At 48.1% G+C, this 24,061-nt stretch carries 27 protein-coding genes, 3 pseudogenes and 1 other annotated feature; of the genes and pseudogenes, 15 read left to right on the plus strand and 15 right to left on the minus strand.

What is annotated here, in order from left to right; all coding sequences use genetic code 11:
- The 7 genes from ABF86_RS08175 to ABF86_RS08205 all read left to right on the plus strand — a co-directional run.
- Window positions 1-594 (plus strand): hypothetical protein (locus ABF86_RS08175; protein ID WP_204987589.1); only part of this gene is annotated, 594 nt, incomplete at its 5' end.
- A 133-nt stretch (window positions 595-727) separates the two neighbouring features.
- On the plus strand, window positions 728-2,452 hold the full coding sequence (locus tag ABF86_RS08180) for a GspE/PulE family protein (protein WP_074455869.1): 1,725 nt from the start codon (window positions 728-730) through the stop codon (window positions 2,450-2,452).
- Complete coding sequence (locus tag ABF86_RS08185) at window positions 2,449-3,669, plus strand: type II secretion system F family protein (RefSeq protein WP_074455870.1); 1,221 nt, start codon at window positions 2,449-2,451, stop codon at window positions 3,667-3,669. Before ABF86_RS08180 ends, ABF86_RS08185 begins: the two co-directional genes overlap by 4 nt.
- A complete protein-coding gene (gene gspG, locus ABF86_RS08190) occupies window positions 3,669-4,121 on the plus strand; it encodes a type II secretion system major pseudopilin GspG (protein ID WP_074455871.1) in 453 nt (150 codons plus the stop codon). Before ABF86_RS08185 ends, gspG begins: the two co-directional genes overlap by 1 nt.
- The gene (locus tag ABF86_RS08195; protein WP_256328299.1) at window positions 4,063-4,524 is read left to right on the plus strand and encodes a prepilin-type N-terminal cleavage/methylation domain-containing protein; all 462 of its coding nucleotides are present in this window, start codon (window positions 4,063-4,065) and stop codon (window positions 4,522-4,524) included. The genes gspG and ABF86_RS08195 overlap by 59 nt, the downstream gene beginning before the upstream one ends.
- Before the next feature lie 4 nt (window positions 4,525-4,528).
- A complete protein-coding gene (locus ABF86_RS08200; RefSeq protein WP_074455873.1) occupies window positions 4,529-4,909 on the plus strand; it encodes a prepilin-type N-terminal cleavage/methylation domain-containing protein in 381 nt (126 codons plus the stop codon).
- A gap of 2 nt (window positions 4,910-4,911) precedes the next feature.
- Window positions 4,912-5,556 (plus strand): type II secretion system protein, encoded by a 645-nt coding sequence (locus tag ABF86_RS08205; protein ID WP_074455874.1) that lies wholly within the window; start codon window positions 4,912-4,914, stop codon window positions 5,554-5,556.
- A 73-nt stretch (window positions 5,557-5,629) separates the two neighbouring features.
- Here the strand turns inward: ABF86_RS08205 and nadS are convergent, their stop codons facing one another.
- Window positions 5,630-5,914, minus strand: coding sequence for a NadS family protein (gene nadS / locus ABF86_RS08210; protein ID WP_074455875.1), 285 nt, complete (start codon window positions 5,912-5,914; stop codon window positions 5,630-5,632).
- A gap of 165 nt (window positions 5,915-6,079) precedes the next feature.
- Here nadS and ABF86_RS08215 point away from each other — a divergent pair.
- Window positions 6,080-6,875 (plus strand): IS5 family transposase gene (locus ABF86_RS08215; protein WP_107818378.1). Its coding sequence is split into 2 segments (ribosomal slippage): window positions 6,080-6,342 and window positions 6,341-6,875, totalling 798 coding nucleotides; the frame shifts between segments, so codons are not numbered across the junction.
- Window positions 6,876-7,085: 210 nt separating this feature from the next.
- Here the strand turns inward: ABF86_RS08215 and ABF86_RS08220 are convergent.
- Window positions 7,086-7,559, minus strand: coding sequence for a CreA family protein (locus tag ABF86_RS08220; protein WP_164502686.1), 474 nt, complete (start codon window positions 7,557-7,559; stop codon window positions 7,086-7,088).
- 321 nt (window positions 7,560-7,880) lie between these two features.
- The gene (locus tag ABF86_RS08225) at window positions 7,881-8,279 is read right to left on the minus strand and encodes an MFS transporter (RefSeq protein WP_240142279.1); all 399 of its coding nucleotides are present in this window, start codon (window positions 8,277-8,279) and stop codon (window positions 7,881-7,883) included.
- Window positions 8,280-8,419: 140 nt separating this feature from the next.
- On the opposite strand from ABF86_RS08225, the pseudogene ABF86_RS08230 reads away from it, so the two are divergent.
- Together ABF86_RS08230 and ABF86_RS08235 are read left to right on the plus strand one after the other, a co-directional pair.
- A pseudogene (locus ABF86_RS08230) lies at window positions 8,420-8,687 on the plus strand (IS481 family transposase); the annotation flags it as partial.
- Between the two features lie 17 nt (window positions 8,688-8,704).
- Window positions 8,705-8,974: a hypothetical protein gene (locus ABF86_RS08235; RefSeq protein WP_107818381.1), complete on the plus strand. Its 270-nt coding sequence runs from the start codon at window positions 8,705-8,707 to the stop codon at window positions 8,972-8,974.
- 129 nt (window positions 8,975-9,103) lie between these two features.
- On the opposite strand, the gene ABF86_RS08240 is transcribed toward ABF86_RS08235, so the two are convergent.
- From ABF86_RS08240 to ABF86_RS08250, 3 genes are all read right to left on the minus strand, one after another.
- Complete coding sequence (locus ABF86_RS08240; RefSeq protein ID WP_074455878.1) at window positions 9,104-9,364, minus strand: hypothetical protein; 261 nt, start codon at window positions 9,362-9,364, stop codon at window positions 9,104-9,106.
- Window positions 9,365-9,649: 285 nt separating this feature from the next.
- The gene (locus tag ABF86_RS08245) at window positions 9,650-10,075 is read right to left on the minus strand and encodes a type II toxin-antitoxin system VapC family toxin (protein WP_074455879.1); all 426 of its coding nucleotides are present in this window, start codon (window positions 10,073-10,075) and stop codon (window positions 9,650-9,652) included.
- A complete protein-coding gene (locus ABF86_RS08250) occupies window positions 10,075-10,329 on the minus strand; it encodes a type II toxin-antitoxin system Phd/YefM family antitoxin (protein WP_074455880.1) in 255 nt (84 codons plus the stop codon). Before ABF86_RS08250 ends, ABF86_RS08245 begins: the two co-directional genes overlap by 1 nt.
- A 197-nt stretch (window positions 10,330-10,526) precedes the next feature.
- On the opposite strand from ABF86_RS08250, the gene ABF86_RS08255 reads away from it, so the two are divergent.
- Window positions 10,527-11,507 (plus strand): tyrosine-type recombinase/integrase, encoded by a 981-nt coding sequence (locus tag ABF86_RS08255; RefSeq protein ID WP_083331331.1) that lies wholly within the window; start codon window positions 10,527-10,529, stop codon window positions 11,505-11,507.
- Window positions 11,508-11,728: 221 nt separating this feature from the next.
- On the opposite strand, the gene ABF86_RS13105 is transcribed toward ABF86_RS08255, so the two are convergent.
- Window positions 11,729-11,851 (minus strand): hypothetical protein, encoded by a 123-nt coding sequence (locus tag ABF86_RS13105; RefSeq protein WP_256328297.1) that lies wholly within the window; start codon window positions 11,849-11,851, stop codon window positions 11,729-11,731.
- Between the two features lie 56 nt (window positions 11,852-11,907).
- Between ABF86_RS13105 and ABF86_RS08260 the strand changes: the two are divergent.
- A pseudogene (locus tag ABF86_RS08260) lies at window positions 11,908-13,080 on the plus strand (IS3 family transposase).
- Between the two features lie 28 nt (window positions 13,081-13,108).
- Here the strand turns inward: ABF86_RS08260 and ABF86_RS08265 are convergent.
- From ABF86_RS08265 to ABF86_RS08285, 6 genes and pseudogenes are all read right to left on the minus strand, one after another.
- Complete coding sequence (locus tag ABF86_RS08265) at window positions 13,109-14,698, minus strand: LeoA/HP0731 family dynamin-like GTPase (RefSeq protein WP_074455883.1); 1,590 nt, start codon at window positions 14,696-14,698, stop codon at window positions 13,109-13,111.
- Window positions 14,698-15,036, minus strand: a complete 339-nt coding sequence (locus ABF86_RS08270) for a hypothetical protein (protein WP_074455884.1) — start codon at window positions 15,034-15,036, stop codon at window positions 14,698-14,700. The genes ABF86_RS08265 and ABF86_RS08270 overlap by 1 nt, the downstream gene beginning before the upstream one ends.
- 33 nt (window positions 15,037-15,069) lie before the next feature.
- Window positions 15,070-16,304, minus strand: a protein-coding gene (locus ABF86_RS08275) for an IS3 family transposase (RefSeq protein WP_240142280.1) whose coding sequence is annotated in 2 segments (ribosomal slippage) — window positions 15,070-16,025 and window positions 16,025-16,304 — 1,236 coding nt in all. Because the reading frame shifts where the segments join, the coding sequence is not laid out codon by codon here.
- Window positions 15,910-16,026, minus strand: a sequence feature (AL1L pseudoknot). It overlaps the preceding gene by 117 nt.
- Before the next feature lie 128 nt (window positions 16,305-16,432).
- Entirely contained in the window at window positions 16,433-18,277 is a 1,845-nt protein-coding gene (locus ABF86_RS08280) for a hypothetical protein (RefSeq protein WP_160803531.1), read from the minus strand.
- Between the two features lie 383 nt (window positions 18,278-18,660).
- A pseudogene (locus ABF86_RS12585) lies at window positions 18,661-18,765 on the minus strand (recombinase family protein); the annotation flags it as partial.
- Window positions 18,766-19,030: 265 nt separating this feature from the next.
- Window positions 19,031-19,645 (minus strand): recombinase family protein, encoded by a 615-nt coding sequence (locus ABF86_RS08285; RefSeq protein WP_074455835.1) that lies wholly within the window; start codon window positions 19,643-19,645, stop codon window positions 19,031-19,033.
- Between the two features lie 401 nt (window positions 19,646-20,046).
- On the opposite strand from ABF86_RS08285, the gene ABF86_RS08290 reads away from it, so the two are divergent.
- From ABF86_RS08290 to ABF86_RS08300, 3 genes are read left to right on the plus strand one after another with little or no spacing between them, the layout of a single operon-like run.
- Window positions 20,047-20,859, plus strand: coding sequence for a DNA-binding protein (locus ABF86_RS08290; protein ID WP_074455836.1), 813 nt, complete (start codon window positions 20,047-20,049; stop codon window positions 20,857-20,859).
- A 43-nt stretch (window positions 20,860-20,902) separates the two neighbouring features.
- The gene (locus ABF86_RS08295; protein ID WP_041353898.1) at window positions 20,903-21,802 is read left to right on the plus strand and encodes a hypothetical protein; all 900 of its coding nucleotides are present in this window, start codon (window positions 20,903-20,905) and stop codon (window positions 21,800-21,802) included.
- A gap of 57 nt (window positions 21,803-21,859) precedes the next feature.
- Window positions 21,860-22,660: an endonuclease gene (locus tag ABF86_RS08300; RefSeq protein ID WP_083331325.1), complete on the plus strand. Its 801-nt coding sequence runs from the start codon at window positions 21,860-21,862 to the stop codon at window positions 22,658-22,660.
- Between the two features lie 193 nt (window positions 22,661-22,853).
- Here the strand turns inward: ABF86_RS08300 and ABF86_RS08305 are convergent, their stop codons facing one another.
- A complete protein-coding gene (locus ABF86_RS08305) occupies window positions 22,854-23,132 on the minus strand; it encodes a hypothetical protein (RefSeq protein ID WP_011630659.1) in 279 nt (92 codons plus the stop codon).
- On the minus strand, window positions 23,129-23,746 hold the full coding sequence (gene parA / locus ABF86_RS08310) for a ParA family partition ATPase (protein WP_074455837.1): 618 nt from the start codon (window positions 23,744-23,746) through the stop codon (window positions 23,129-23,131). Before parA ends, ABF86_RS08305 begins: the two co-directional genes overlap by 4 nt.
- Window positions 23,747-24,061: the final 315 nt, after the last annotated feature.

The following is a 24,061-nucleotide window of genomic DNA, read 5'->3' on the forward strand; positions in this document are numbered from 1 at the left end:
AAAAACAACCTGACCACCTATGAGTACGATGGCCATGATCGTCGTATAAAACTGCGCTATCCACACCCCACAACGGCTGGCACTTCATCGACCACCGATTACGAGCAGATGACACTGGATGCCAACGGCAATATCACCAGTTTGCGCAAGCGTAATGGCCAAAGCATCACGATGGCCTATGACAACCTCAACCGACTGCTCAGCCGGACTTACCCGATCAGCGCGGACAAAATCACCTACACCTACGACCTGCTGGGCCGCACCACGGCCACCAACAAAACCGGCTATGCGGTCAGCTACGTCTATGACAATGTCGGTCGGCTGACCAGTACCACTGCTGGCGACAAGACGCTGACCTATCAGTATGACCCGGCAGGCAACTGCACCCGGATCACCTGGCCGGAGACCGCGTTCTACGTCACGACCACTTATGACGCGCTCAACTGTCCGACCGCGATCAAGGAAACCGGCACGGTCAACCTGGCGACTTACGCCTACGACGACCTCTCCCGGCGCACCACAGTAACGTTGGGTAACAGCACCACCACCAGCTATGGCTACAGCACCCAGAGTGCGCCTGTCTACTACTGGTGATCAGAATCAATACACTGTTTTGATATAATTCGATGCCATAATTGGCATTGGGGCAGCAGTGCAACTCTTAGCGAGAAATATCATATCCATGGTCAGACCAGGCTTGTTCAGAACACGGTAGTACTGCAATAGTATGCGACCCGATCAGGCCTTATCAGATCCCCCCGAACCTCTTTCCGGTACAACTCCCGCACTGATCGAAATACTTCAGCAAAGCGGACTCATTACAGATGAGGGAATCGAACGCGTACAGGCGGCAGCACTGGCACATGGCATTGCGTTTTCTACTGCAGCAACACGACTGGGCGTCGTATCCGAACGCGATATGGCGCGGACCTTTGCAGGGATACTCGGTGTTGCTGTATTGGCCCGTGCTGAGTATCCACAACCTCCCCAGATTCCAGGTGATCTCAATCAGGCTTTCCTGCGAAAACACCGGGTGTGTCCAGTCATGATATCCGAGACTTACGTCAGGCTGGCCATGGCTAATCCGCAGGATAGCGTAGCGATTGCGGGTATACGCTTTGCCTTGGGCAAGGATGTGCAACCAGTAGCGGCATTGGAGTCAGATATTGACGAGTATCTCCAGGCAGGAACGGTTGATATTTCTGCAGGTACCGACAGCGCTACGCCAGGCACTTCCAGTACCGGGGATGATATCGACAAGCTTTCAGATCATGACTCGGAGGCGCCAGCCATACGTATGGCGCATCAGCTACTTACCCAGGCTATGGATGCCGGTGCATCGGATGTCCATCTCGAACCGATGACTGATTCGCTGGTCGTGCGTTACCGGATCGATGGTGTTCTACAGGAAGTCGATGTGTTGTCGAATCGCTGGTCGCGATCAGTAGTCTCAAGACTGAAACTGATGGCGCGACTCGACATTGCAGAAAGACGTTTACCACAGGATGGACGTATCCGCTTTACAACCCGAGGAGTCAGTCTTGATTTACGCGTGGCTACCTTTCCAACCCTCCATGGTGAATCCATGGTACTGCGCCTGCTCGGTCAGCATTCGGTCTCGCCTGAATTGGAGAGCCTGGGCCTTGATCCATCCGGCCTGCAGGCACTGCGCACAGCCCTTGATCGTCCTCACGGTATCGTTTTGATCACCGGTCCGACAGGTAGTGGTAAAACAACAACTCTTTATGCCGCCTTGAACGCGATCCGGAGTCCGGAACGCAAGATCGTGACGGTTGAAGATCCGGTTGAGTATACGCTTCCCGGGGTATCTCAGTTGCAGGTCAAACCGGAGATCGGGCTGACCTACGGGACCGCCCTGCGATCAGTACTTCGCAATGATCCGGATGTGATCATGATTGGTGAAATCCGCGACCAGGAAACGGCGGATATTGCTATCCGTTCAGCCTTGACGGGGCATCTGGTGCTCGCCACCTTACACACTAATACAGCAGCCGGAGCCGTAACCCGGCTGCTTGATCTTGGGGTCGAGGATTATCTTTTGGCATCAACACTGGTTTTTGCAGGTGCACAACGGCTGGTTCGCCGGGTTTGTCCAGAATGTCACACGACACGCGAACCAACAGCAGATGAACGTCATGCATTGACATCGGTGCCTGATCATAAGGCTGAGACATGTCAATTACCTGTAGCTACAGGATGTTCAATGTGTCGTGGACGCGGATACACAGGCAGGTTACCGATCTTTGAAGCACTTCCAATCGGCCTGGGGGAGCAGGCAGCAATTCGGCAAGCACACGCAGAAGAGGTGCTACTGGGGATTACCCGGCGGAAGAATATTCCAACTTTATGGTCTCATGGCCTGGCCAGGGTAATACAAGGAGAGACGACATTGGAGGAAGTGTTAAGTGTCGTTGAAGAGGCTGGACAGTGACACGTTTCACGGTGAGAGTGCTCACCACAGAGGGAGCGTCCCGTATTTTTACTCGGGAAGCAGACAACGAACGCCAACTTGCTCTCCAATTGATCAGTGAAAACCTGACACCCATCCGAATCATTGAGCAGGATGGCAGCTTAAATGATCTATTGAGCCGACCTGTAACTTTGAATCGGCGGATACCTATACGTGATGTGGCGCTCTTTTGTGAGCAGATCGGCACAATGGTGGGGTCAGGCCTCAATATCGAGCAGGCATTGCAGGTCATTTCACGGCAGAAAGGCAAACGACCTTCTGCCAGGATGGCTCGGCACCTGTTACCACGTATTCAGGCAGGCAGCCCACTCTCAGATGCCCTGGATATCGAGACAGGTATGCCCCGGTATCTGCCATCAATGATCAGAGCTGCGGAAAGCGGGGGCAGACTGGCCGAAGGTCTGGAAACAGCGGGGCGCTACTTGCAGCGACAGGCCAGTACCCGAGCTGAGATTGCGAATGCACTGACTTATCCGGTGATCGTACTGGTTACTGTGATGATTGCCCTTCTGATTGTACTTACCGTGGTGATTCCGGGGTTTGAGCCGATTTTTGCGGGTGAGGAGCACCGTTTGCCGGGGATAACTCGTTTTGTGCTGTGGCTCTCGGATCTTGTAGTCAATCATGCCATCACATCTTCGCTCTGGATTGGTGCCATCCTGGTGACCGGATTTTTTTTGTATCACAGATCAGTACGCTTTGGGGATTGGGTCGCTGCTTCGATCATACGGCTGCCACCTGTCCGGATCATCGACCAGTTGAACGTCTCTCGCGTACTTAACGTACTTGGGATGCTTTTCCAAAGTGGTGTGGAAGCTTCGGAGGCTGTGCTGCTGGCCGCCCAGGCTGCAGGTTCAAGGCGCCTTCGTGTTGCCCTGGAAGGGGCGTCACGAAAACTGCGTGAAGGCGGTACGATCGGTACGACGCTTGGGGCTATTTATGTTATCCCGGATGAAACATGTGCACTAATAGAAGTAGGAGAGCATACCGGAGAGCTCGGAAAGACAACCTTGCGCGCAGCTCAGCTCCTTGAGCGAGACACATCTGAACAACTCGAACGAATGCTTGCTCTCGTCAACCCATTAGCCATTGCGTTTCTTGGTATCGTTGTTGGCTTTGTCGTTGGCGGCGTCATGCTCGGAATACTCAGTATCAACCAACTTGCATTGAGATCATAATGAAATATTTTTATCGTTCTGTTCAATTACATCCAAAGGTGAATCAAGGTTTCACATTACTTGAACTTCTGGTTGTGCTTGTCATCATGGGATTGTTGACAGCCGTAGTCACGCCCCAGGTCATGAATATGTTTTCCGGCGCGAAATCTGATACGGCTGCCCTCCAGGTGGAAACCATCACCACTGCACTTAACTATTATCGAATTGATACCGGGAATTACCCGGACATGGAGCACGGGCTCCGGGCGCTGTGGGAGGCTCCCCCGGGAGTCAACAGATGGCGTGGCCCTTATGTGCGAAAGCAACAGCATTTGGTTGATCCATGGGGACGTTCGTACCGATATCGATTTCCCGGTAAACATGGACCGGTAGATGTTTTTTCGCTGGGCGCGGATGATAAGGAAGGGGGCAGTGGCGAGGATTCCGATATCGGCAATTGGGATAAACAGTGAGCGCGGGATAACGCTGCTCGAACTTTTGGTGGTAATCGTGTTGCTTGGCTTGCTTTCTCTCATCGGTGCTCAAGCCTTGCCTGGGGATGATCGACATTTACAGACTGTATCGGAGCGTATCGAGCACCGCTTGAGAAAGGCGCGGCTGAGTGCGATGCGAAGCGGTACAGCTGTATTTATTCCATGTGAATTCCTGGCAGCCCCTTCAGATAGGACGATACCTGTTACGTCAAGTCAAAGTACTGATTTGATGGTGATTTGCTCGGGGGAAGTTGGACGTACAGAGGGGATCACTTTCTTTACTGACGGATCATCCAGCGGGGGGATAATTGAGCTTGTATCCGAAATGACACACAGACGAATTCATATTGATACGTTGACCGGGACTTCTAGGCTCGAGTAGCCGTATGGGGGTACAACGCGGGTTCAGTTTGCTTGAGATCCTGGTGACGCTCGCTGTGGCGGCACTATTCTTTGGTGTGTTGTTGCCTTCGATCGTGACGAATCTTGATCGAATCAAGGCAGATACCTTACGGGCAGCAGCACTATTGGTTGCGCAGAATCAGATGGATGCACACGCTGTCATCGCCACAGAAATGGGGGGGCGTTTTGAAGGACAAGATGGACCTTTCTCGTGGACGGCAACCATCGAGCCATCAGAAAAGAAAGACCGATCTACCGGCACGGCAGGGCCATTTTTACTTCGTCGTGTACATGTCGATGTCTTCTTTCAGGGAGATCAGCCATTGGTATCACTTGAGGCTTATCGTGTTGGAGCGGTTCGTTGAGGATGCATGGCATCCATAAGACGGAGGAGGGTTTCACCCTGCTGGAACTGCTCATCGCAATGATCATTGGCGCCGGACTCGTCTATCTGACATCTGAAGTATTCTCACTGATACAGCGAGGGGTGGAGCAGTCCAGGCAGGTTGCCGATCAGGTGATGACTGAACAACGTGCGATTACAGTCGTGAGAGAGGCTCTGTCAAACCTCATTCCACCTGTTATTTCAGATAAACGCTATCGGATCGTCGCGACTGAATCGATATTCGAATTTGTCACTGTTCCGGTCGACAGCCGCTCCCAGTGGGGAAGCATGAATACGAGAATCATCGTTGAGCCATCGGCTGGTGGAAAATTTATGTTTGTGTTTGAACAGTGGCAATCGGGAGCAGGCGCATTACTTACTATTCCGAAATCCCGGCTTATTCTCTTTAAGGATCTGAAAAGCGCTTCGCTGCAATACCTTTATCTCACTTCTCGTGGCCTTCATACAGAGCCCGCTGAACCTGAACAGCATCCTGAACTCGTGACGTTACGCTGGACCAGGGCAGATTCTGTTGGACAAACTGGAGCAGAATCATTATCTGTGCGTACCAGAATTGATGCGGGAGCGAATTGCCAACTTGATCTTCAATCTTTGAGTTGTCGCTGATTAAATCAGCGTAATCATATTTACCGCACAGTTAAATAATTATTTATTGTTTAATATCAATTTGTTATATGTATTAGTGTGATGCTAGTTCATTGAGGAATTCAGGATTATCTTGAATAGTCGCGAGTACTTTTGCTGCCAGACCAGTTGGGTTGCGACGTTTATTTTCCCAGCTTTTGATGGTATCGATACTGGTGCCCAATGCCGTGGCGAGTTCTTGCTGAGAGATATTCAGCTGTAAACGCAGCGCTTTTACATCAGTAACTTCAAAGCGAGTCGCACGAGATGGGGATTTCACTCCTTGTTTGATATCGATTGCTTCTTGAAGAGAAGCTTTTAATTCATTAAAGATACTCATGTTCAAACCTCATCTTTGAGTAATTTGATCAATTTTTTCAATTCAGCTTTTCAGCACCGGTTAAGTTATCTTTTACATTCTTGGGGTAAGCGAGTATCAGGTAAGTCACCTCAACTGTGGCTAAGAGCCTGTTCAAAGTCTTCCCATTAGTGCATGCTTCCAAGGATGAGACCTTCTTATCCCAGCGACATCAGTCGCGATCAGTACGAACAAATCCGCCCTTTACTGGAAGGGGCGCGCAAGAAGACAGCGCCACGGAAAGTGGATCTGTATGAGGTGTTCTGCGGGGTGTTGTACCTGCTCAGGAGTGGCTGTCAGTGGCGGATGTTGCCTGATTCATTTCCGAAGTGGCGTACCGTACATGCCTATTTCCAGATTTGGAGCGAGGTAGACGATAACGGAGTGAGCCTGCTGGAGCGGGCCTTAAAAAAATCAGGTTGGTGCGGCCCGAGAGAAACAGGGTCGCAACGCCTCAAGCACGTTCTTGATCGTGGACGCGCAGAGCGTGAAGAACAGTGATACGGCGGGCCAAAAGGGTTATGACGCGGGCAAGAAGGTTTCCGGGATCAAGCGCCATCTTGCCGTCGATACACAGGGGTTGCCCCATGCTGTTGCGGTGACAACGGCGGAGGTGACCGACCGCAAAGGTGCGCTGCAGGCCTTGGAGCGCGGCAAACCGGCCCTGGCGCGAGTACAGAGCCTGTTGTGTGACAGCGGCTACACTGGAGAGCCGTTTGCCAAAGGCGTACGGGACATCTTGGGCGAGCGGGTCACCGTGCAGATCGCCAAGCGTAGCGAATTGCATACGTTTAAGGTCATGCCCAAGCGCTGGGTGGTCGAACGCAGCTTCGCGTGGCTGGAGAAAAACCGAAGGTTGTGGAAGAACTGCGAACGCAAACTCAACACCAGCTTGCAGTTTATCCACTTGGCATGCCTCAGTCTTTTACTGAAAAGACTTTGAACAGATTCTAAGATGTTTAGTCCCACGGTGTGATATAAGGTGGTACTTTTGCCGGCGCTATCCTATTTTGGTGGGGTATTGAAAACTGCTAATGAAAGATCGACTATCAGAGCAAGGTGAAAACAGGTAGAAACGCATTTAATGTAGGATAAATGAGTATTTTGCGCCTATTCCAACGAGACGATGGCAACCAGGTTTTTCAGTATCTTGTTAATGCCAGGGCATAACCGGGATCACAGATATGCTGTTTTGTGGTGATCCTTCAATGACCCGATCGCTATAGCTGAGATAGATCAGCACGTTACGCTTGGCATCATAGAAACGTACCACTTGTAATGTTTTAAACAGCAGTGAGGTGTTCTTCTTGAATACTTCGTCACCATCTGCCTTGCCATTTTTTATTTTCTCCGACAATGTAACTGGCCCTGTCTGACGGCAGGCAATAGAAGCCTCCGATCTATCTTCCGCCACGCCCACTGTCCCGCTTATTCCCCCTGTTTTTGCCCGACTCAGATAACAGGTAGCGCCTGCCACATCTGGATCATCAAACGCTTCTACTACTATTTTATCGTTGGCGCCCAGCAACTTGAATCGGGTCGATACACTACCAATACTCTCTGCCGGCGAAGGTAATGAATAGATACCGATAACAGTTGCCGTCCAGATTAGCAATCCTTGCTTGATCCAGCCTGGCAGGCTGGTCTGACTGGCTCTTTTTTGATGGTGCTTCATGGAAATCCTCCTTTTTTACGATGGCGCTATGACAATCCGGGTAACAGAATTGATTATAGCTTTCTGGAGTGACTATTTCGGCCGAAACTTTTTTTGGAGTAGAGTCGCCTGATGATTAATCACTTTGTTGTCCTTTATATGGTTTATACACTTGAGGTTCCCTATGTGTATATCTGCGACAAAATTGTGCGTGCGAGGCATTAAAGAATAATGATTTTTGACTTGGCGGTTGGACGAGCTGAGGGGCTTGTGGCTCAAGGCTGTTGCTCGCAGTCATTTCCGTTTGACTAGTACGATTAATGCAACACTGCAAAATCCGGCACCTGCGTAGAAAGTGAAAGATGGTCCTATTTGATCCCAAAGTAATCCGGCTACCACACTGGCGATAAGCATGGCAATACCGCTGATAAGATTGAAGAATCCATACGCTGTACCGCGTAAGTCAACCGGAGCGGCGTCAGCAACCATTGTTGCCAGCAGCCCCTGCGTCATACCCATGTGAATTCCCCACAGCGCGACACCTGCGAGCACCGTCATCCAATGAACATCGATAGCCAATACCAGATCAGCTGCAATCAGGACAGACAACCCCAGTGCCAGCAACGTCTTGTGACTCGTGCGGTCGGACAACTCGCCAAAAGGGTAGGCTGAGGCCGCATAAACCAAGTTCATGGCGACCCATCACCAGTGGAACCAGCGCAAGTGGGATGCCGCCTTGTTGAGCGCGGAGCACCAGAAATGCTTCACTGAACCGCGCGAGTGTGAACACGGCACCGATGCCGACGACCCACCAGTACGTGGCACTAAACGTCTTACATAGCTTCGATCACGGCCGTCTGGAAAATGGCACGGAACATCGCCTGACCAGGTCGAGCGCATGAACCTGATTCTTAAGGAAACTACTGTCAAACGTTACTATTACGACAATCATCAGCAGTTGCGAGGACATCTCTACAACTTCCTGAATGCCTGTAACTTCGTCAGACGGTTCAAAATCCAGCGAGGATTCAAATACATCATCAAATGCTAGCACGCTTTATCATCAATCCACCCCATCATAAAGTGGGGCTAAACATCTAGATCATAGGAGACTACTCATGAAACTTATAAATAATGGAAACAAAACATATAAATTTAGCATCTATAACCAAAATGATTACGTCATGCTTGTACCCATATCCCACAAGGGTGAGCTTTGTTCGTGGGAAATTTCAGCAACTCATCCAAATAATAGTGTAGAGGTTTTTCTTGACCCGAAAGGTCATCGAGTCAAAATATCCACAGATACAGATACTGTTGCATGTACGGGTGGTGTTATAAATGAGGTCTCAATTGATTCAGCAGAAATAATTAAAGTATCTAATTAGCGTGCTTTATCTTCCGTTTTCTGAAGCGACCCTCCCTACAGCTTCACTGCAAATCCAGCCGAGAATTACACGGGGGATTGATTCGTAAGGGATACCATGGCGACGGCTGGTTGGTGCAACTGTTTAGGGTCAACCGTCCAGTATCTCTGCTATAAAGCGTTCCTGCCGGTAATTTGGGATCAGTATGCGGCAGCGTGGCTTGTGCCAGCGTCCGTGCCATATACCGAGTGCGCACGCGGCTCTCGCTTCCTCACGCTCAATTTCCAGGGCGTCCTCTATAAGGCGAGCATGGCGGGGAAGAAATTTGCTTGTTTCCTTGCTTTCCGTTTCCGGTATATCCGCGCCTTTTGCGCCTGTTTTTCTGCCGCTAGATTGGGTACAATTGGCCATGAGCATTCTTTAGTTTGGTTTGTTCAGTTGTGTCCCTTGATCGTTTCTCCGGGCCATTCCAAAAAAGCCCGATACCGTTCGTGCGCCGGGTCTAAAAAGTAACTTGCTCATCCATTTCGGCCATGACTTCTTCGTGGGGAATATTTGGCTGGGGGTCGTCAACGGATTTCTGAATCTCTGCGGCTAGCTATTCCTTTTCTTCTGCGGAAAGCGGCTGCGAATAATCACACTCGGCTAGAAGTTTATCGAGTGTATAACGCTGTTTCTCCGGATGTTTTTCTTCGGTCATTGAGGCCAATCCCACGGATTAATGACGTTTGCTCCTATAGGAGCAAAATCAGCCGCGTTGCGCGTGACTACCATCATGCCGTGAACGATGGCCGTTGCTGCTATCAATGCGTCCCGTTCAGAGCAGGGATCGGGTACGTGAAGCCGTGCGCAGCGGCGTGCAATGGGTGTGTCTATTGGTAATATCCGACCGGAAAACTCGGGCAGGACGTGTTGTTCTAGCCAATAGCGTAGCATAGCTCCCTGCTCGGCATCCTTCCGTTCCTTCAAACAAATCCCGATTTCAAGCTCCATAATGGTTATGGCCGATACAAAAAGATCGGCTGCGTCAACGCTATCTGCCCATATCCTCACGTTTTCATTAGCTGCACCGTTCCGCACCTTGCGCAATTCGGACAAAATATTTGTGTCGAGTATGTACATCACGAGAAATCAGCCGGTTTCAGGCTAATAACCGCTTTTGGCGGGTCAAAGTCGATTTCGGCAAGACCTGGCATTGCCAGTGCATCGACAATGTTCCGACGCTGTTTTGTCAGCTTTTGGTAGTCCTCAAAGCTCAAGAGAACATGGGCAGGTTTCCCACGGTCTGTAATGAATACAGGCCCCTTGCTGGTCGCCTTTTTCGCTCTCGTGATGTCTTGGTTCAATTCTCGACTGGATACCGTTGTGATGGTCATAGCTATAGCTCCCGATAAACACATGTAGTTATGTTACTACATTATCTAATTAAGATACAAGACTCAAAATCTAGCCAAAATGTCATTTTCAGGAGACGATGTACACTACATATCAGAAGTGGTTATTGAATAAACAAAGCATCATGATTTAATCTTTAACTATTGATAACGTATTTTATCGATAATAAAATACCAAAATGGATCAATCTGACTTCTCACCTAAAAATCTCCCGGCCAACCCAAACTCTTCAGCCCGGATTCTCGACCTGGCAGAATTTCAGCAGTTGTCCGAAATTCCATTCGAGCTGGAGTGGTATGCAAACCTGGATAATGAAAATACGAGACGCACTTATAAAAATGCGCTGCAAGATTTCATGCAATTTACCGGCATTCAAAAACCGGAAGAATTCCGGCAAGTGACCCGTGCCCATATCATCGCCTTCCGGGATGAATTGAAGAGAAAGGAACTTTCCGGCTCATCCATCAGAAATAAGCTCGCTTCAATTTCATCCTTGTTTGAATATCTGTGTGACAAGAACGCTGTTACGCATAATCCGGTTAAGGGTATGAAGCGTCCCCCTGTAGAAAGTTATGAAGGCAAATCTCCTGCCCTAGGCGATCATCAAGCACGGGCGTTGCTCGATGCGCCGGATAGCCAGACTCTCAAAGGCAAACGGGATCGCGCGCTCCTGGCGATCCTGCTTTACCACGCGCTGCGGCGCGATGAGCTGTGCAAACTGAAAGTGAAAGACGTCCAACAGGAACGACGCGGGGTACTGCATATGAAAGTATCCGGCAAGGGCGGCAAGACCCGTTATTTGCCTATTCATCCGGTGGTCAGCAGATTAATACATGAGTATCTGGAAGTAATCGGTCATGGACAGGAAGAATCTGCACCATTATTCAGATCACTTTCCAACAATCGCAGCTTGAACAAGACTGCTGCTCTTACAACCGATGCCGTCTACAAGATTGTGCAGTTTTACTCAGACAATCTTGGGTTCAGAATAGGAGTTCACTCATTACGAGCAACCGCCGCCACAAATGCCCTTGAAAACAACGCAGACATTGCAAAGGTACAGGAATGGCTGGGCCATGCCAATATTTCAACCACCCGAATTTATGATCACCGAAAGATGCGGCCAGAAGATAGCCCGACGTTTAAGGTAAGTTACTAATTTATCGAAAAACGTTAATTTGTATTTGATATTTTACATTTGCTCCCTCGTGGCGTTACGGAGGGCGAAGCCATGCTTTATTAGCTTTTGCACGCGATCAGGAATACCCCAAGAACCTTCAATTTTCCAGCCTTGCCGTTTACACAAATTTAGGCGACATAGTCCTGAGGATTTCGCTTAGCAGTCGCATCAAGCTGTCAAGCTAGCAGGATCGCTTCTCCTTAAAGCAGGCGGAACTTGGCTTCCACCGCCTGTGCGCTTTCCTTCCAACGCTCAAAGCGTTGCTGGCGCTCACGGCTCTCGTTAAGGCTCAGGGCCAGATCCTCGATCTTGTGTTGTGACATGGTTTAATAAACCGGACAGTCCAGTTAAGAGAAAATAACCTTAACTGGAGGAAGCAATGGAAACGAGAAAGCAGTACACAAAAGAGTTCAAACTAGATGCAATCAGTCTGGTTTTGGATCAAGGCTATACGCCATACGGAAGTATCCCGAAATTTGGAGATTAACGCCAATATGCTGAGGAGATGGATCAGAGAATACCGAACAGATGATGCAGGCCAGGCATTTCGTGGCAATGGAAAGTTGACAATAGAACAGGAAGAAATCCGGCAGCTGAAAGCTCAAATTAAGCAACTCAAGCTGGAGAAGGCAATATTAAAGGAAGCGACGGTCTTTTTCGCAAAAGAAACGAAGTGAAATATTCGTTTATCACCCAAAGGAAAAAGACCTACCCGGTCAGTTTGATGTGCCGACTCATGGGTGTCAGTCGTAGTGCCTATTATGATTATGTTCGGTGTGCTGATAATGACTCTGCAGACTCGTGTCATATGGAGATACTTGAAACAGTCAGGGATATAGCGACATCCAGCCATCATAGCTACGGTAGTCGCAGAATTGGAAAAGCGCTGAAGTCGCAGGGGTATCCGGTGGGCCGCTGGAAAGCACGCAGCCTGATGCGAGAAGCGGGGGTGCAGGTCAAATATCGGAAGCAGTACAAAGTAACCACTGACAGTCATCACAAACAACCGATATTCGAGAATAAATTGAATCGTCAATTTGATGTTGCCAGACCTGATCAAGCCTATGTGAGCGATATCACTTACATTTGGACACAAGAAGGCTGGTTGTATCTGGTAGTAGTCATCGATTTGTTTTCCAGAAAGGTGGTGGGTTGGAGTATGAATACAACAATGAAAGCAACCCTGGTTTGTGATGCATTACGAATGGCTGTCTGGCAACGTCAACCACAAGCAGGATTGATCGTACATTCGGATCGCGGATCGCAATATGCCAGCAAACAATATCGCCAATTTCTAGAAATACATGGCTTTGTCGGCAGTATGAGTCGAGTGGGGAATTGTTGGGATAACTCAGTAGCTGAGAGTTTTTTCGGCAGTCTTAAACAGGAGCGGGTTCACTGGCAGCACTATCAAACCCGCCACGCAGCACAGCAGGATGTATTGCAGTATATTTCCATGTTTTATAACAGCCATCGACTGCATTCATATCTGGATTACAAAAGCCCAAATCAGTATGAAGCAGAGATGGATAATTTGAAAAATGTCGCTTAACCGTATTGTCCGGTTTTACTTGACCAGGTCATTGCAAGTCCATGTAATCGGGGAAAAAGTTCTTGTAGAAGTCTTCCGCATTGACCATGTCGACGAAGTCCTGGCACTGCTTCTTAAAGTTCGAAACGATGGACTGCACCATTTTCTTGAACTCTTCCTCGCGCTTGTACTTTTCCCAACTGTCCCACACTTCCAGTGCCACGCCCAGCAAAACCAATGCACCATTGGCACTCTTGGCAAAGTTTATGGCGCCCCAGGGCTTGAACTTCAGGTACTTGCCCAGGTCAAGGCCCACAGTTTTGGCAATCGACACCATGCCGTCGCGTGCTGCCAGCACGGTGGAGTTGTTGATCAGATTACTCTTGAGCACATGGTTCACACCCTGCTTGCCCAACGCCTTGACGGTAATGTTGAAGTGATCCACCTCGCTGTTGAAATTGACATGCATCTTCTGCATCTCAAAGTTGATCGACTGCGTGCGCTGGTTGAATTCCTTTTGCAGGCGGGAACCCACGATGATGCCTTCCGAGCCAATCTCGCGCTCGTAGAACTCCGAGAACGTCTCCAGATTGCAGCCATTGGCCTGAATGATCAGGTCGCCGAAATACTTGGTGGCAAAGTCGCGCAGACCAGCGCGTGCATCCTCAATGTCGCGCGAGGTGCGGGTGAGTTTGGTGGTCAGATCTACATTCATGATGTTGAGCCTTTCCACCTGCTCGGAAATCTTGCTGTGGTTACTCTCAGCCTCTGGCACCTGCTTGACCAGAATGTCGCTGATCACGCTGTTTTGCATGTCCTTGGCCAGTGCCAGATAGCCGCCGCACTGCTGGATCTTGTCGCTGGTCGCCTGTTGCAGCTTGTGGATGTGCGAAACCGCCTTGAACTCTTCTAGGTTCTGCAGCCAGTGATCCACACCCAGGTTGAACGGGTTGGCAGCCACAGCCACAATGCTCAAATCCTTGGCCTCATCGGCGCTAAGGTTAATCAGGTCAGTCAAGCGACCCTGCACATTGTTTTTCTTGATGTCGAGGTTATAGTCGTAGTCATCCTCGTCTTCCACGTCTGCAATTTCGTCAAAGCGGCTGAGCACAAACACCGTGCGCGGCAGCAAATTCAAGGTACGGAACAGCCACTGTAAGTCCTCCTTGTGGCTTTCCTTGATGGGGTTGGTCGAGTTCATCACATACAGCACCAGATGCGCTTCGCTCACGTACTTCTTGGTGATGTCCTTGTACTTCTCGATGGTGTGCGTCTCATCGTTGACCTGCTCCTTGAAGCCAAACAGGCCGGGCGTGTCAATCAGCACAAAGTCGTCTGCCACATCGTAGAGCTTGACCGCGTTGGACGACTCCTGGTGGCTGATGTTCATGCTGGACTTGTCCAGACGCTCCATCCACGCCGCCGCGATTGAGGTCTTGCCTTCCGAGAAACCGCCAATCAAGGCCACCTTCATATTGTCGCCAGACACACTGCTGAGCGCCGCCTGAATCTTTTTTTCCAGCTTCGAGTCTTTGGGCATACCCGCAAGCTCGCCCTGCTGCACTACGGCCTTCAGTTCATTGAGCAGCTGCACCATTTGCGCTTGCTGGTGTTTGAATTGTTCCAAAGTATTGTTCATTACAGCCCTCCCAGAGACACGATCTGCTTCGAAGTTAATGTGAGTTTTTCGTTGGAGTATTCGAGAATTTGCACCAGCGCCTTCGTCTCACGGGCGGGCGCCTCCAGCGCCTTTTCAATCATCCGCAGCTTCTCCTGCAGCTCGGGCATGGCTTTTTTCAGACTTTCTTCCAACGAGTCTTCCAGCTGGCTCACGATTTTTCTCAGGTTCTGGTTGGTGGACTTGCGCTGCTCGGACTTCTTGAAGTCCGAATCAAAAACCCCCCAGACAGATTTGGCAAACGAGAACACCAGGCCCGCCATCCCAATCGCCAGCACCCAGCCCCCTGAAACCAGCACTGAATCGCCCCGGGAATTGAGGAGGCTGATTGATCAAAGTAAAACGGCTTGTTTTTTGGATATTTCGAGTTGCTGATAATAGTGTTGTTCTGCCTCAATGGGTGGGATGTTGCCGATTGAGCCAAGCAAGCGCTGATGGTTAAACCAGAACACCCACTCCAAGGTTGCCAGCTCCACAGCGGCTCTGGATTTCCATGGAGCTCTCCGATGAATCAGTTCTGCTTTATAAAGGCCGTTGATCGTCTCTGCTAATGCGTTGTCATACGCATCCCCGGTACTTCCAACAGAGGGGCGGATCCCTCTTTCACCCAGCCGTTCGGTATACTTAATCGAAACATATTGTGATCCCCGATCGCTATGGTGGATCAACCCCGACGATTTATCTGGTTGCCGGTCATGCAGCGCCTGTTCCAGTGCATCCATCACCAGATCCGTCGTCATTTGGCTGTTGGCTCGCCACCCCACGATTCGTTTAGCATAGGCATCGATGATGAAGGCGACATATATCCATCCCTGCCAGGTCGAGACATAGGTAAAATCTGCCACCCACAGCTGATCCGGACGGCTGGCTGCAAACTGGCGTAGAACCAGGTCTTGCGGACATGGTCTTGATTGATCCGGCATCGTGGTGCGCAACCGCTTGCCACGATGCACGCCTTTAATTTCCAGATCCCGCATTAGGCGTTCGACTGTACAGCGGGCGATGCATTGGCCTTGCCGGTTCATTTGCCGCCAGATCTTGCGTGCGCCATACACCTGGAAATTCTGCTTCCATATTCGGTAAATATTGGTTTTGTTCTGCTCATCCCTCTGCGCCCGGCGGCTGCGTAATTCCGGCTGACGACAGCGTGCTGCATATTTACGATAAGCAGACGGGGCAACCTGCAGGATTTTGCAGATTGGCTCGACCCCATACAGGTTCCGATGCTGATCAATGTAGGCATTTATTTCTTCAGTTCGCGGTCGAGCGCCGCCTGGGCGAAAAAAGCACTGGCTGTCTTCAAAATCTCGTTGGCACGACGCAGCTCCTTGATCTCACGCTCCATGGCTTTGACGCGTTCACCTTCATCTGCACTGAGGCCCGGGCGAATTCCCTGGTGAATCTCTGCCCGCTTGACCCAGTCCAGCAATGTGGACGGCACACAGCCAATCTTGGGCGCAATCGATTCAACCGCTGCCCACAGTGAGGGATATTCCTGACGATGCTCTTGCACTAACCGGACTGCCCGTTCTTTTACTTCCTGCGAAAACTGATTTTGTTTCTTCATGGCTCTATTCTCTCAAAGGTTAGAGCCTCCTCAAAACCAGGGGCGATTCAAAAAACCCCAGACAGGTCAGGATGTGTTACCGACTTCTAATATTTTGTGCAATCGTCTTCTGAAAATAACACTCAGTGTTATGCAGATGATGTTTTCTGCCTCTTATTCTTGATTATTCCTTCGAGTCGAGTCACCTTATCTTTTAGGCGGGAGTTCTCCTGCTCAAGATAATTGATTTTATTATCCTTTTTGTCCGGATTTTTCTTCAAGTCAAGCAAGGTTTCAAGCTCGTCCTTAAACGGCATAATCGGAGTGTAGAGCTTGTGGTATGACTTGCCGATGGCGCCCCTAAAGAGTGTAAGTTTTGGCGAATTATTACCCGTTGCTAACGTGTGGTCATTAGCGATTCCAGGGTAAGGGTCGATGTAAACAATTTCCGTTATGCCAAGCTGGTAGGCTTTTTTTGAGCACAATTCACATGGGCTAGCTGTCGTAAACAGGATTCCGCCAGAGATTTTTTGCCCCCCATACTTCGTGATCTGCAGAAAAGCATTTTCCTCTGCATGTAAGGAACGTGTGTGAACTTGATTTTTTTCCCCATCAACCTCGTTTTTCAAGTCCTTAAAACAAAAAGATAAATTTCTTCCATTCAGAATCTTCGAGCACTTGTGTTGCCCATATTTCCCTAGAAGCGCATCTCTGAATTTGTCATTATTCTTCTCATAAGTACTGTATGCAACCTCATCCGAACCATTAATGAGATCTTCGGCACTCCGAAGCAAGCATGGAACCTGGCCTTGCGGTGAATCATTCCAACCAATTGCCTTCACCGAATAAGAACGATCAGTTACAACTGCGCCAACCTGTCGTGAGATACAACCAGAGTTCAATTTGGCACTACTGGCGAGTTGCATACAACGCTCGGTTGCAGTCGGCGTAATTAGACCAGGATGCAAGATTAAGGAGACGTACCAAGCGAGCTGAGAGCGCAACTCACTATGCCCATACTGATCTGTTCTCGGGTTATTAATGTGTATATCAGATATTTCAATACATTTTTGAATATTCTGAGATACAAACTTCTGGTCTCCAAACAGTCTATCGGGGTATTCCTTTCTGTCCAGATCTATGATTTGCTGCTCACTGAATTTATGACTAGTTCTTAAGTGCGCGAGCCTATTATCATTGCTGGTATTTATCGAGAAAAGATAGAAATCAGCGTACCTTTCACTTAAATATACAGCTTCAAAAGGATTTCTTATCGCATCTATCACAATGTGGCATGGTTCACCTTTGTGTCTTGCAACATGGTGTGCGGATTTAATGACTTTGTTTATTGTTGAAGCAAGCTCAAAAATTTTAGTAGAGTCAAACTCTTTAGAGCTCGGGGTTCCAGACGAGCGAATATTATCTCCTACCGCTTGATAGAACTTGGTATACGCAATTTGAGATATGCTTTGAAGTCGATCTCGCAGCTTATTAGAGAAATCAGGCAACCATTCGAAGTAAATTTCATATGCATCTTCTTTTTTTATTTTGATCTTTTCCTTCGTATCCTCTTTGAGGGCAAGGTATTTCTCGATCCGATCATGAGCTTTGTCATATTCTTCCTTGAAAGTAATAAGGCTCTTCTCGATTTCAGAATATTCAATTTTTAATATATTTGAAAGATTTGTAACCAGCTCATCGAAGTCCAGAGTTAAAATGTATCTTGTAATGACAGATCGAACCCTTAAATAATAAAAAGGGGTCCAGTTTTTTTCTATGTAAGATCTAACGATGCGGAATTTTCTGCTTTCATTTCCAACATAATGAGAGTGACTAACATCAGGAAGATCTAGTGATGGCGATGACAATATCTCGGCAGCCGTCGAACATCCTGATCCAGTACGTCCCGTCAACCCAATGACGGCAAAGTTTCCGATCTCTTCATAGATGCATTCCAGTGGGTGGGAATTCGCTGTTTTGTTTTGTGCTTCCATGCTATGCCTATTGAGGAAATCTAACAGTGAGCTAAGCAGATCGTTTTAGCGAGTCGGCTTGGGTGAGGGATTAGATCTCTTGATATTTTCTTGTTCGTTCTTCTTGCATTCAACGGTATCAGTGCAAATTCTTCCATTGTCATCTGGGTTGTCTTTGAGCTCAGAGACATTAAGAATTTTTTGACATTTCTGACATCTTGTATGACTCGCAATGGCTGACATATTTATTCCTATTGATCTGGGGTAGACCCAACAGTTGTGTCACCAGCCGCCAGTTGGACAATTTGAATGCCGGAAAACATTTATTTGTCGACAGATCTTCAACAGTCCTTTGCACCAACCTCCAAGTAGGGATCGTTTGCGGGAGAGGGCGAAATCCTGCGTTAAGCCGAGAGAGCGCTTATCGTATCCCTTAGTTCGCCATTCGGGCCGACATAGCGATAGAAAATGTCACGCTCGCTCCCATGTTCCTTGCAAAGATCGGAAACCCTATCTCCCCTGATTTGGGAGCATGTCAATCCGTATGGGCGATTTGACTTGGATATGACTGAACGACTTCCTTTGTAGGAAGTTTTCGACAAACCATAGATTCATAACTCAATGAATAATAAGTAAAACTCAGAAAAATGTCGGCTGGTGACACGACTGCTTGATCTACCCCATATAACACTGTGATTATGATTATTAAATAGCACGCTATTTTTAGCATTAACGGCTGTTTTTCTGCTTTGTTTAAATTACACAATTACCGATCTATTGCTCGTCCAGCAATTTTTTCCCGTCCGGACGTAACTCTCCCTTGGGGGAAACGTGTCGGTACAGGGTTTGTCGTGTAATACCGAGTTCCTGGCACAGATCGCTTACCTTTGTTTCTGGCTGACCCATTGCGGCCATCGCCAGACGCAGCTTGGCAGTAGTCATCTTGAAAGGACGGCCACCTTTCCTGCCACGTGCGCGGGCTGAAGCCAGGCCAGCTTTGGTACGTTCTGCAATCAGTTCCCGCTCAAATTCAGCCAAAGCCGCGAAAATGCCAAAAACCAGTTTTCCGGCAGCCGTCGTGGTATCGATAGCCGCACCCTGCCCGCTTAATACCTTCAGGCCAATACCACGCGCGGTAAGATCGTGGACGGTATTGATCAGGTGTCGCAGATCCCGTCCAAGCCTGTCTAGTTTCCATATCAGTAATGTGTCGCCACGCCGAAGCGCTTTTAGACAGCTTGTCAGACCAGGACGATCCTCACGTTTGCCAGAAGCCTGGTCTTCATAAAGATGGGATGGATCGACACCCGCCGCTATCAGGGCATCGTGCTGCAAATCCGTAGCTTGAGATCCGTCTGCCTTTGATACTCGCATGTAGCCAATCAGCATTTTTTCACCTGTCACATATACGTTCGATTATGTGACAGTATGAATAAGAAATTTATAACCGTCAAAAATTGTCACTTAACCCGTCACTCTGTCTAAGACACACAAAGGGTTTATTAGGCTAATAATGTGACAAAAATTCCGAGGGGATGCTTTCCTTAGCAAAGGCGGCGCGCAACTGTTCCAGTGTTCTGGTGTAATCCATCCGGACACTTATCCACAAATTCTGTGGGTAAGATTCAGATTAAACTGTATTTTCTGTTTGATACTAAGGCTTTGATCCATCGCCTAAGCATTGGGCACTATTCGTGAACAAACAGATTCCTGCCCCAAATCTTCTTTTAAGTAGAAAAGTAATAATAATAGTAGTAATATTACTACTATTATTATAAAAACCTTCAACCATGACAATTAATCAGGAAATAAAAGAGCGCATCTTTACGGCAGCAGACGAACTGTATGCAGCGAGCAAAGATGGGGAATATCCACGTATTGAGGATGTACGCCAACTGAGCCGGGCTGGCATGAACACCGTTGCGGAAGTCATGAAAGAATGGCGGCAACTGCAACGTAAACAGATACAAACCATTAGAGAGCCAATACCAGCTGATTTACAGGTGGTATTGCAGGAAATGGGGCAGAGTCTGTGGGCAACTGCATTACAGCTGGTAAATAACAGCCTGGAAGCTGCACGAGCAACGTTTGAAGCCGAAAGAACCGATCTTATCGAGCTATCAGAACAACTATCGGAGGCATTTGATAAACAGGCTGAAGCTATAGAGCGTGCAAACGATGAACTTGAGAAAGCAAAAGTATTGAATGAAAAGCAGACATTAGAACTGGCTGATTCTATAAGCAGATCGGATAAGGCAGAAGCCAGGATTACTGAAGTCGAGCGTCGTGCCACTGATCTTCGTGCAGAGCTGGACAGGGCGCACCAGGATATTGACCGGCTACGCACAGAGAATCAGCAGGCTATCGGAAAAATTGAAAGCATGGAACACGCTCACCAAGAACAGAGGAAGCAGTTAGCAGCTGAATCATTCCGACTTGCAGAGCGGATGGCTAGAATCCAAGATGAGCGGGATAACGCAATCAGACAGGCAGCAGAAGCCAGAGAACGAGCAGCAGGATTGGCTGGACAGCTTGAGGCAACACAAACACAATTGAATGCTTTGCTTACCCGGTTTCCTAAAATAAATAATGCTACCGAATAACACGCATCATCGTGCTATTAAACATCTACATGTAGTTAGCCGCATGTATCCGGATCTGACTACGCTCGTAAATAAATTCCGCAGCCAGAGGGAGCTGCCAAACTGGTGTTTTTTATCACTGAATGATTGGCTGGAAATAGAATTTGAACAGTATCCTCATAATGCTCTTATAGAGCAGGTAAGCAACGCTGCCAAGCTTGCTGCGATCGGCACATGGCGATACAGCCAAGGCATATATCAGATAAATGAGGATTTATTTACCGCGCTTATCGCTAGTCCGATTTCGAGTATCTTACCTTCTGAAGTTTTTTACCGGCTCCCTGAATGGAGCATCTACATTGAAATACCAGAATCACAATGGATGGGAGAATCTCTTTTTGGGTTCTGGGCACACCTGGAGTGGGACAAAAAAGCAAAGCGCACTGAACTGAGATTCTTGCTGGATTGCAAAAGCGGCTTAATACCAATTCCATTACACCTCGGAAACTGGACAATTTACGAATCCGTGGAAAAAATGATCTCGGAAGCAAAGAAACAGGCTGATTTGCCAGTAGAGCTTACGAAAGCGATTTCAGAAGAAATAAACCCGATCATATCGGTACTACTGTATCTCTGCTCCGATTCACCAGAGGTAGATAATAATCGTGTGCCTGGCACGATACCATCGCATCCTGTTCCTGTGAAAACCAAAAAGGGTTGGCGTTTGTTTCCAGCAGAAAAGTCACAATTTTGGAGCGTAGGGACAATGATAGGAGAGCAGTTAAGGTTGGCGGAGAATAATAGCGATGAACCAACTGGAAAAAAAGTTCGCACCCATTTACGGCGCGGGCATTGGCATGGTTACTGGATTGGACCAAAAATATCCAAGCGCAGATTTTCTTATCGCTGGATTTCTCCACTGGTAGTAGCTGGGCAAAATCACCCCATACTTAAAATAGAATAAAGATGCGCTTCTGCCGTTATCAGGGAGAGAAAAATAATTGAAACGGGCACCAAAAAAATGATGAAAACAGAGAATACCTGGGGGAAGTTACTGTTTGTCTGCTTTACTGTTCTGGGTATCTTTTTTTATTTTTCTGCCTACGCAGCTCCACAATATTTCGGAGAAGCAAAAGTCCAGGCGCGTCAGCACATCTATCACGACCAGAACCTCTCCGATCATGGAACGCTGTATTGTGGCTGCAAATGGGAATGGGCAGGCAAATCAGGGGGCAGGGTAGATCTGGAGTCATGTGGATACGTACCACGTAAAAATGCTGACCGTGCAGCACGTATTGAGTGGGAGCATATTGTTCCAGCTTGGGTAATAGGGCATCAGCACCAATGCTGGCAAAAAGGGGGCAGAGAAAATTGTACCAAGACAGATCCAGTTTTCCGAGTAATGGAAGCTGATTTGTTTAATCTGGCTCCAGTGATTGGTGAAGTTAATGGGGACAGAAGCAATTTCATGTACGGCATGGTTGCCCGGACAACGCCCAATCAGTATGGTCAGTGTACAACCCGCACAGATTTTAAGGAGCGAACGACAGAACCAAGGGACAAAATAAAAGGTTTTGTTGCACGGGTAACCTTCTATATGTACGACCGCTATGGACTATCCATGTCAAAAGCCCAGCAACGCGTTCTCATGGCATGGGATCATCAATTTCCAGTGACCACATGGGAAAGAGAACTGGATAACCGTATTGCGAAGCTCATGTGGCACCATAACCGCTACGTTACTGGAGAAAAAACCTGGAAACTGGATCAGAAACCTTCAAGGGAAGGCTTATCGAATACCTTACAACCAAAAACAAATTGATAAATCTATATTTATATCGTTAAGCCAAGCATCTGGTGAAAATAAGGTAACCAATTAAACTTCGTAAGAAGCCACATTGTTACTAACAACCTTAAGGATAGAAAAAACAAACTGCATGGTTGCATGGTTGCATGGTTGCATGGTTGCATGGTTGCATGGTTGCATGGTTGCATGGTTGCATGAAACTATACAATTACAGCTTCAATCCAACAAGCCCTTTTTCCTCAAAAATCTTGGATATTCCACTAACAGCTAAATGCTGGATACTAACTCCCTCAGATACCGCAAGTTGATGGACACGCTCCCAATCCGCGCGCGAAAAACGAATTGTCAGGGCAACCACTTCACCTTTTCCTCGTCCGCGTTTATGGGGTCTTGCTATTGATTCCCCCCCTTGATTGTCTGAAGTTTGTTGAATATCAGCAGCTCCTTTTCTTGTAAAGGCTGCAAGTCCTGTTGGTTTACTACTCATTTTAATTCCTCCTTAAGCCACGTCCAAAAAGCGCGAATTTCAATTGCGGCCTTTCCATCGCTTTCAAATTCGGTGACAGATCGGCCTGTAGCTATAGCACGCGCAAAAGCGCGACGGTCAATAATTTCGGTTGGTGCCACTGGCAAACCATACTCTGCCAATACAATCCGAGTTTCTGCAATTTCAGGTGAGCGGAACGGACAAGCTGACAAAACGAACACTGCACGAACGCCTGCCGCCTTGACAATATCAACCGCACTCCCGACAGCCGCAACGTCAAAGGCTGTGGGGCGAACAGGGATAACTACCAAGTCAACAGCACGAACGATATGCGTCGCAGCTGGGGCTGCATGGGGAGCAGTGTCAACAATTGCCAGCGTCATATGCTCCTGATTGGCGGCTTCAATCACACGACCTAGATCAGTAACGGCGGCTGTCGCAACAACAGGTGTCTCCTGCGCGCGAGCATTACTCCAAACTGTGGCACTCTTTTGTGGATCAGTGTCGATGACAACAACAGTCTCTCCAGCTTCGGCTGCTGCCACGGCAGTGTGTACTGCAAGTGTCGTTTTACCACTCCCTCCTTTTTGAGCAAGGAAAGCAATCTTTCGCATAATGTTATTATGTCATCATGAATAAATATGGTTTCATGGTTTCATGGTTTCATGGTTTCATGGTTTCATGGTTTCATGGTTTCATGGTTTCATGGTTTCATGGTTTCATGGTTTCATGGTTTCATGGTTTCAATTATATTACTGAGAATATCAGCGCTTGTCATTACAAAACACAAAAAAATCTGCTCTACCAGAGTTATGGTTGGCTATAAAACATCATTAAAAACCTGCATCAATATCTCGAATTATGGATTTCACGCGCTGGGGATGACTGGATTGTTGCATTTCTTCTTTACTGTTTTTCTTCTTATCCAA

It is taken from the genome of Nitrosomonas sp. GH22 (assembly GCF_009833115.1).
In the GTDB taxonomy this organism is placed as follows: Bacteria; Pseudomonadota; Gammaproteobacteria; order Burkholderiales; family Nitrosomonadaceae; genus Nitrosomonas; species Nitrosomonas eutropha.